This is a genomic window from Nostocoides japonicum T1-X7 (assembly GCF_001046855.1).
GTDB lineage: Bacteria > Actinomycetota > Actinomycetes > Actinomycetales > Dermatophilaceae > Nostocoides > Nostocoides japonicum.
In genome coordinates this window covers 3,139,390-3,146,413 of the sequence record NZ_HF570958.1, presented here as the reverse complement: position 1 = coordinate 3,146,413, position 7,024 = coordinate 3,139,390, and the positions used below count along the sequence as shown (strand labels likewise).

Annotated in this window: 7 protein-coding genes; 3 read left to right on the top strand and 4 right to left on the bottom strand. The window is 70.5% G+C overall.

Annotation, left to right across the window (positions count from 1 at the left end; all coding sequences use genetic code 11):
* Positions 1-604 (top strand): PadR family transcriptional regulator (locus BN12_RS14155; RefSeq protein WP_048553414.1); only part of this gene is annotated, 604 nt, incomplete at its 5' end.
* A 239-nt stretch (positions 605-843) separates the two neighbouring features.
* Here the strand turns inward: BN12_RS14155 and BN12_RS14150 are convergent.
* The 3 genes from BN12_RS14150 to BN12_RS14140 all read right to left on the bottom strand — a co-directional run bounded on the left by BN12_RS14150 (position 844) and on the right by BN12_RS14140 (position 4,436).
* The gene (locus BN12_RS14150) at positions 844-2,676 is read right to left on the bottom strand and encodes an alkyl/aryl-sulfatase (RefSeq protein ID WP_048553412.1); all 1,833 of its coding nucleotides are present in this window, start codon (positions 2,674-2,676) and stop codon (positions 844-846) included.
* Complete coding sequence (locus BN12_RS14145; RefSeq protein WP_048553410.1) at positions 2,666-2,968, bottom strand: Dabb family protein; 303 nt, start codon at positions 2,966-2,968, stop codon at positions 2,666-2,668. Before BN12_RS14145 ends, BN12_RS14150 begins: the two co-directional genes overlap by 11 nt.
* Before the next feature lie 73 nt (positions 2,969-3,041).
* On the bottom strand, positions 3,042-4,436 hold the full coding sequence (locus tag BN12_RS14140; RefSeq protein ID WP_083454651.1) for an MFS transporter: 1,395 nt from the start codon (positions 4,434-4,436) through the stop codon (positions 3,042-3,044).
* A gap of 52 nt (positions 4,437-4,488) precedes the next feature.
* On the opposite strand from BN12_RS14140, the gene BN12_RS26190 reads away from it, so the two are divergent.
* Positions 4,489-4,626: a hypothetical protein gene (locus BN12_RS26190; protein WP_157635493.1), complete on the top strand. Its 138-nt coding sequence runs from the start codon at positions 4,489-4,491 to the stop codon at positions 4,624-4,626.
* Between the two features lie 46 nt (positions 4,627-4,672).
* Entirely contained in the window at positions 4,673-5,854 is a 1,182-nt protein-coding gene (locus BN12_RS14135; RefSeq protein WP_157635492.1) for an MBL fold metallo-hydrolase, read from the top strand.
* Positions 5,855-5,946: 92 nt separating this feature from the next.
* Here BN12_RS14135 and BN12_RS14130 read toward each other — a convergent pair whose 3' ends face one another.
* Positions 5,947-6,957, bottom strand: coding sequence for an AraC family transcriptional regulator (locus BN12_RS14130; RefSeq protein ID WP_048553408.1), 1,011 nt, complete (start codon positions 6,955-6,957; stop codon positions 5,947-5,949).
* Positions 6,958-7,024 lie beyond the last annotated feature (67 nt).

Here is a 7,024-nt window from a genome sequence, read left to right as displayed (position 1 = left end):
TGGACCGCGCCGGGGACCCGGCGGCTTCGGCGGACCTGGAGGGCCCGAGGCCTTCTTCGGGCCGTTCGGCGCCGGGTTCCCCGATCCGGCGGATCGCCTCCGGCGGGCCCGGCGCGGGCCGGGCCGCGGGCGTCGAGGCGACGTCCGCAACGCGATCCTCGCCCTCCTCGCGGAGGAGCCGATGAACGGCTATCAGGTCATCGCGGCCATCGCCGAGCGCACCGAGGGCCTCTGGCGCCCGAGCGCCGGTTCCGTCTACCCCGCTCTCGGGCTTCTCGAGGACGAGGGCCTCATCGTCCAGGTCGAGCAGGACGGCAAGAAGGTCTACCGGCTGACCGAGGAGGGCACGGCATACGTCACGGCGCACGCCGAGGAGCTGACCGACCCGTGGGCGCGCGTCGCGAGCCCGCACGAGGCATTCCTCGACGTCCGTCAGGAGATGCACGCGCTCATGGTGGCCGTCGGCCAGGTTGCCCAGGCGGGGGATCCGGCCCAGGTCACCGCGGCGAAGGCGGTCCTCGCCGACGCGAAGCGGTCCCTCTACCGGATCCTCGCAGGTGACGACCCGAGCGGCCACACCGGCAGCGAGCCGCCCGTCGAGTGACCCACTCGGCACGACCGAGGCGGCCCCCGTCATCCGTGACGGGGGCCGCCTCAGTCGTCCCAGGTGCCGGCTGGTGGGGCGCCCGGCCGGCGCCGGTGTGGTGCACAGGCCCCGATCGGGAGCTGTGCACCACCGCCTGAGGGGATGAGGACCGGGTGCGCCCGGGTCGCCGCCCCCCGGGTTGCCGCTCCCCGGGTTGCACCGCCCCGGTCGATGAGTCGATCGACGGCCCGGCTGGGTCAGGGCTCGACGATGGTGAACGCGGGGTCCCCCGCCTGGAGCACGCCGAGCAGCGAGGCGAGCTCGGCGCCGTCGCCCTCGATGAGCAGCCCAGCCATCGTGGCGGCTGCGAGGTCACCGGTGGCGAGCGCGCCGAGGGCCGCTCGGGGCACCGTCACCGTGGCCCGCACCTCGCCCACCCCGTCACGCACGGGCGTGAAGACCCCGTTGCGCAGGGTCGTCCGGAAGGCCGCGCCGTGGTCCGGGAACCGCCATCCGATCGCCAGGTCGAGATCCCAGGCGGCCGGCCCGTCGACCTGGATCGCGACGGCGTCGAGAAGCAGGTCGGGGGCAAGGGCGTTGAGCGCGTCCGCCGATGCGCCGCGAGTCGGGGTGCCGAGGTTGCGACCTCGCAGCTCGGCTGCACCGCTGAGGTATGCGTTGCGCCACGTCGCGTTCTCGGCCTGGAACCCCAGCCGCTCGAAGACGTCGGCGAGGAGCTCTCGTCCCTCCGCGTGGTGCGGCTCGGCGAACACGACGTGGTCGAGGATCTGGGCGGCCCATCGCAGGTCGCCCTCCTCGCAGGCCGCCCGCGCCGCGGCGACGACCGTGTCGGCGCCGCCCATGAGTGCGACGTACCGCGTGGCTGCCGCTTCGGGCGGGTGGGGCCAGAGCCGCGCCGGGTTGCCGTCGTACCAGCCGAGATAGCGCTGGTAGATGGCCTTGACGTTGTGGCTCACCGAGCCGTAGTAGCCCCGGACGTGCCACGCCTCGCGGAGGGCCGGCGGGAGCTGGAGCTCTTCGGCGATCTCCGGCCCGGTGTGGCCGAGGTTCATCAGCCGGAGGGTCTGGTCGTGGAGGTATGCGTACAGGTCCCGTTGCAGGGAGAGGTACTCGCGCACCCGCTCGCTGCCCCATGTCGGCCAGTGGTGGGTCGCGAAGACGACGTCGGTCCGGTCGGCGAACAGCTCGATCGCCTCGGTGAGGTAGCGGGCCCACTCGTGGGCGTCGCGGACGACCGCACCGCGGATGGTGAGGATGTTGTGCATCGTGTGGGTCGCGTTCTCCGCCATGCACAACGCCCGGTGGTCGGGCAGGTAGAAGTGCATCTCGGCAGGCGCCTCGGTGTTGGGCGTCAGCTGGAAGACGAACCGCACCCCGTCGATGGTCAGCTCCTCACCCGTTCGGGTGATGTCCACGGTGGGAGCCATGAGGCTGATCGTCCCGGTCGACAGGGCCGGCCCGTTGCCGGTGCTCACCGCGCCGAGCGGTCCCCGGGGTATGCCCGAGCCGTACATGTAGGTGGCCCGACGGGCCATCGCGGTCCCGGCATACACGTTCTCGGAGACCGCGGCCTCGAAGAACCCGGCCGGCGCGATGACGGGCACGCCGGCGTCCACCTGCTCCTGCGTGACGACGCCCTTGATGCCGCCGAAGTGGTCCGCATGGCAGTGCGTGAGGATGACCGCGACGACCGGCCGGTCGCCGCGATGCTCCCGATAGAGCCGCATCGCCGCGGCGGACACCTCCACCGACTGGAGGGTGTCGACGACGACGACTCCGGTGTCACCCTCGATGAGGGTGAGGTTCGAGATCTCCAGACCCCGCACCTGGTAGATGCCCTCGGCCACCTCGAACAGGCCCTGCTTCGCCGTGAGCTTCGACTGGCGCCACAGACTGGGATGGACCGTCTCGGGCGCGTCGTCCGCGGTGAAGGCGAAGGAGTCGCTGTCCCACACGACGACCCCGTCCTCGTCGTGGACGACGCCCGGGGTGAGCGCCGCGACGAAGCCTCGCTCGGCGGCGGCGATGCCCGGGTCGGCACTGTCGGTCGGGATCTGCTCAGAGCTCATAGCTGTAGCTCCTCACCTGAGTGGTGAGCTCCTGGCTCAGCTCGGCGGCGCGCACGTGGAGCGGATGTGGCCCGTATGCCCGTGCCGCCTCGGCGGACTCGAACCTCACGACGAGGGCGGAGTGGAAGGTCTCGTCCTGGCTGGGGCGCCCCAGCCGGGCACACGGGTGGATGCTCACCTCGCATACCCCAGGGATCTCCTTGAGCTTCTCGGCGGCCTCGGTGAGCCGGCGGATGTGGTCCTCGTTGTCCGGCTCCTTGAGCCAGGAGAGGGTGACTTGCTGGATTGCCATGATGGTGTCCTTTCGACCGTCGGCAGTGGAGTGTGTCAGGGATCGGGTGGGCTTGGGCTCGTGGCCGCCCGGGTCAGGCATCGGCGGGGACTCCGGAGTCCGCGGGCGCGGCGCCCGTCGGGGCGGTCCGACCGGCCTCGGCGCGGATCGCCCGACCGAGGACGGCGACGACGGCGAGCGAGACGAGGCTCACCGGGACCAGCAGACCGAAGCCGGCGGCGGCGGATCCGGTGGCCTGCTCGGCGATCCCGAAGACGGACGGACCGAAGAAGCCGCCGAACAGGCCGATCGTGCTGAGCAGCGCGAGGCCCGCTGCGGCGGTCTTGCCGGTCAGCCGGGCCATGGCGACCGACCAGATGAGCGGCTGCATACCGACGACGAAGAACCCGGCGACCCCGATGACGACCAGCTGTGCGGCAGGGAAGCCGCCGAACGCGACGAACAGGCAGCAGGCGACGCTGACACCCACCCAGCAGAGCGCGATGAGCGGAAGCTCGCCGGAGAAGAACCGGGTCATCCGGGGGACGAGGACCACGCCGGCGACGGCACCGAGGTTGACGCCACCCGCGAGGAGGCCGACGGTGGCCGTGCTGTGGACGCCCATCTGCGCGATGACCGACGGGAGGAAGAAGACCGGACCCCACACCGAGAGCTGAACCATGAAGAACACCGCCGACGCCCACAGGACAACGGTGTTGGAGAAGGCACGGCGCATGGGCACATGCGCGGCAGTCCGGGGGTCACCCGCGTGCCTGACGAGCTCGTCGGCCTCGGCCCGGCTCAGCCAGGCCGCGTCGTGCGGACGGTCGGGGAAGCGGACGTACATGAGGATCCCGGCGATGACGGCGGGTGGGCCCTCGAGGAGGAACATCCACTGCCATCCATGGAGACCGCCGATGCCGTCCATGAGCATGAGCACACCGCCGAGGGGGTTGCCGATGACGGCGCCGACGCTGCCGGCGACGAGGACGAGACCGACGATCCTGGCCCGGTCCTTCTGGGCGAACCAGGTCGTGACCATGTACATCAGGCCGGGCACCAGACCCGCTTCGGCCGCACCGAGGAGGAACCGCAGGATGTAGAAGGTCGTCTCGTTGTTGACGAACATCATCGCCGAGGAGATCAGACCCCACGTCACGGCGATCCGGGCGAGCCAGACCCGGGGGCCCACCTTGTGCAGGATGATGTTGCTGGGGATCTCGAAGGCGGCGTAGCTGAGGAAGAACACGCCGGCGCCGAGACCGAAGGCGGCCGCGCTGATGCCGACGTCGGCCTGCAGCGCCTCCTTGGCCAGACCGACGTTGGTGCGGTCGATGTAGGACATCAGCAGGGCCAGCATCATGAGGGGCAGCAGCTTGACCATCGCCTTCTTCGTCGCGATGCGATGCAGGGCACCGGCAGCCGGGTCGGCTGCGGCGGGTGCAGGGTGTGGTCGGCCGGATCCGTTGCGGATATTGATCGTTCGCATGGGAGGTTTCCTTCTCATCAGGTGACTAAGCGATTGCTCAGGCGATGAGGGTATGACGGTCGGCAGCCTGCGAACCATTCCATCCGTGGCCAGGAAGTTGCCTTTTCCGGACACGCTGGGACTGTCCGGAAAAGGAAAGTTCCTGGCCGGGGAATGGCTGGTGGTCATCGTTCGCGCGCACCTACCGTGAGGACATCCAAGCCGAACACCCAGCTCACGGAACGAAAGGAAAAGCCATGCTGCTCAAACTCGACCAGATCGCCACGTCACGCCGGACCCCCAAGGTCGTGGCCCCGATGGTGGCGCCCCAGGACGGCCCGCTCGACATCGAGGTGCCGGAGGCCGAGGGCCTCGGTGCGTCCATCACCACGCTGGACCGGGTCCACGCGGCGCATACCGAGGGCTACGGTGCCGTCCTGCGCACGGCCCGCCGGGCCGCCCTGGACTTCCGCGCGGAGTTCGCCGCCACGGGGACGCCGCTGCACGTCTCGTCCCACGACCTCGTGACCGCGCCGTACCCGACGAAGTTCGGCCTGTGGCGCGCGCCGTCGTCGCCGGCGCCCTACGTCTTCCTCACCAACCGCATGCTCGTGGTGCGCTGGCACGACAGCGACGGCACGCTCCGCACCCTCCTGTGGGAGCCCAGCGACGCCGAGCTGGTCGCGAACACGGCCTTCTACCGGTCGGTGGCCGAGGCGACGCCGGACTTCCTCGTCGAGAAGCTCGTGACCAACTACGGCGACGTGGTGCCGCGGGCCATCGCGGCCGGCATCGACCCGGCGGAGGTCGACTACGTCGCCTTCGACCACCTGCACACCCAGGACGTCCGGCGCCTCGTCGGCACGACGAAGCCGCAGGGCGACATCTCGCCCGACGCGCCGGTGCAGGCGTGGTTCCCCAACGCCCGCCTCATCGTCCAGCGTCACGAGCTGCTCGCGATGCGCGACCTGCACCCCCTCCAGAAGCCGTGGTACCAGCCGGAGACCTTCGTCGACATCGACCCCGCCAAGTATCTCGTCATCGACGGCGACCGTCTGCTCGCGCCGGGGGTGGCGCTCATCCGCACCCCGGGCCACGCGACCGGCAACCAGACCCTCGTCCTCAACACCGGCACCGGCATCTGGACGCTGTCCGAGAACGCCGTCGGCGCGGAGTGCATGACCCCCGAGCACAGCCGGATCCCCGGTGTCGCCGGATGGGCCAGCAAGTGGGGCCAGGAGGTCGTCATGAACGCCAACACGATCGAGACGACGGCGACGCAGTACAACTTCTGCATTGTGGAGAAGCTCCTGGCCGACCGGTCCCAGCAGGACGAGCGGTTCCTCCAGTTCTACCCGACGAGCGAGCTCACCGCGAGCCCGTTCGGCCCCGGCGTGAAGCCCACGTTCACCCACGGTGGACTGACCCACGACGCGTGAGGACAGGCAGGGGGAGCACCGGTGGCCGGTGCTCGCCCTGCTCTTTCCTGCATTCCTACTCCTGCGCTGGCTGGTGGCCGGTCGCGGATGGCTCAGGCGAGCGTCTGGACGTATGCCCGGGGCGAGACGCCCTTCCATCGCTTGAACGCGGTCGAGAAGGAGGGCGTCGTCGCGAACCCCAGCTGCTCGCCGATCTGTTCGACGCTCATCGCCCCCGTGATGAGCAGCTCCTCGGCGAGGAGCTCGCGCACCTCGTCGACGAGCTCGCGGAAGGAGGTGCCTTCGGCGGTGAGGCGGCGACGCAGCGTGCGCGAGCTGACGTGCAGGTCACCGGCGACCCCTTCGATGTCGGGCATCTCGCGCAGCCGGTTCACGATGCAGTCCCGGACCTCCCCGGTGACTCCGGTCCTGGACCGCCGCTGCTGCAGCAGCTCACGGCAGGACTCCGCTGCTGCCTGGGCGGCCAACGGGTCGGACTGGGGCAGAGGGCGATCGAGCGCCGACTCGTCGTAGAGGATCGAGCACTCCGACGCACCGAACTCGGGCTCGAGCCCGAGCACGTCGGCATACCGGCTCGCATCGGGGGGAGGCGGACCACTCAGGTGCACCGCGGCGAGCACCGGCCAGGGTACGAGCTGCCGCGCGGTGTGGACCGCCGAGGAGACCTCTCGGTCGGTGTAGAACCGCCGCACGTCGCGGGGGAGCTCGCTGCCGTCGATGACCAGCCGGGTGGACCTCGTCTCACGGTCGACACGGTGCTCGCACAGGGCGAAGGTGAGCCAGACATAGGCGACGCCGACCTCCAGCGCAGCGCGTGGCGTCGGACTGCTCAGCAGCGCGAGACCCCAGACCCCGTAGGTCGTGAGGTGGTAGTGCTGTCCCGACTCCAGGCCGAGCCACTCGGGCCGGTCGACGGCCCCCAGCAGGTTGCGGACGATTCGCACCTCCTGCCGGGGCGTGACCATCGTCGACGTCTGGGCCAGGGTCGGCTCGTCGAACCCCGTGCCGCGCAGGGCGACCTTCGGCTGGACGCCGTGGTCCTTGCCGATCCGGACGAGCAGGAGTGCACTGGCCGAGCTGCGCGGCAGGTCCCACTCCGGCACTGGCGGCACCTCCGATCGGGGTCGGCCTCATCATCGCGCAGAACCGAACCGGCCCGCGACCGAGGCG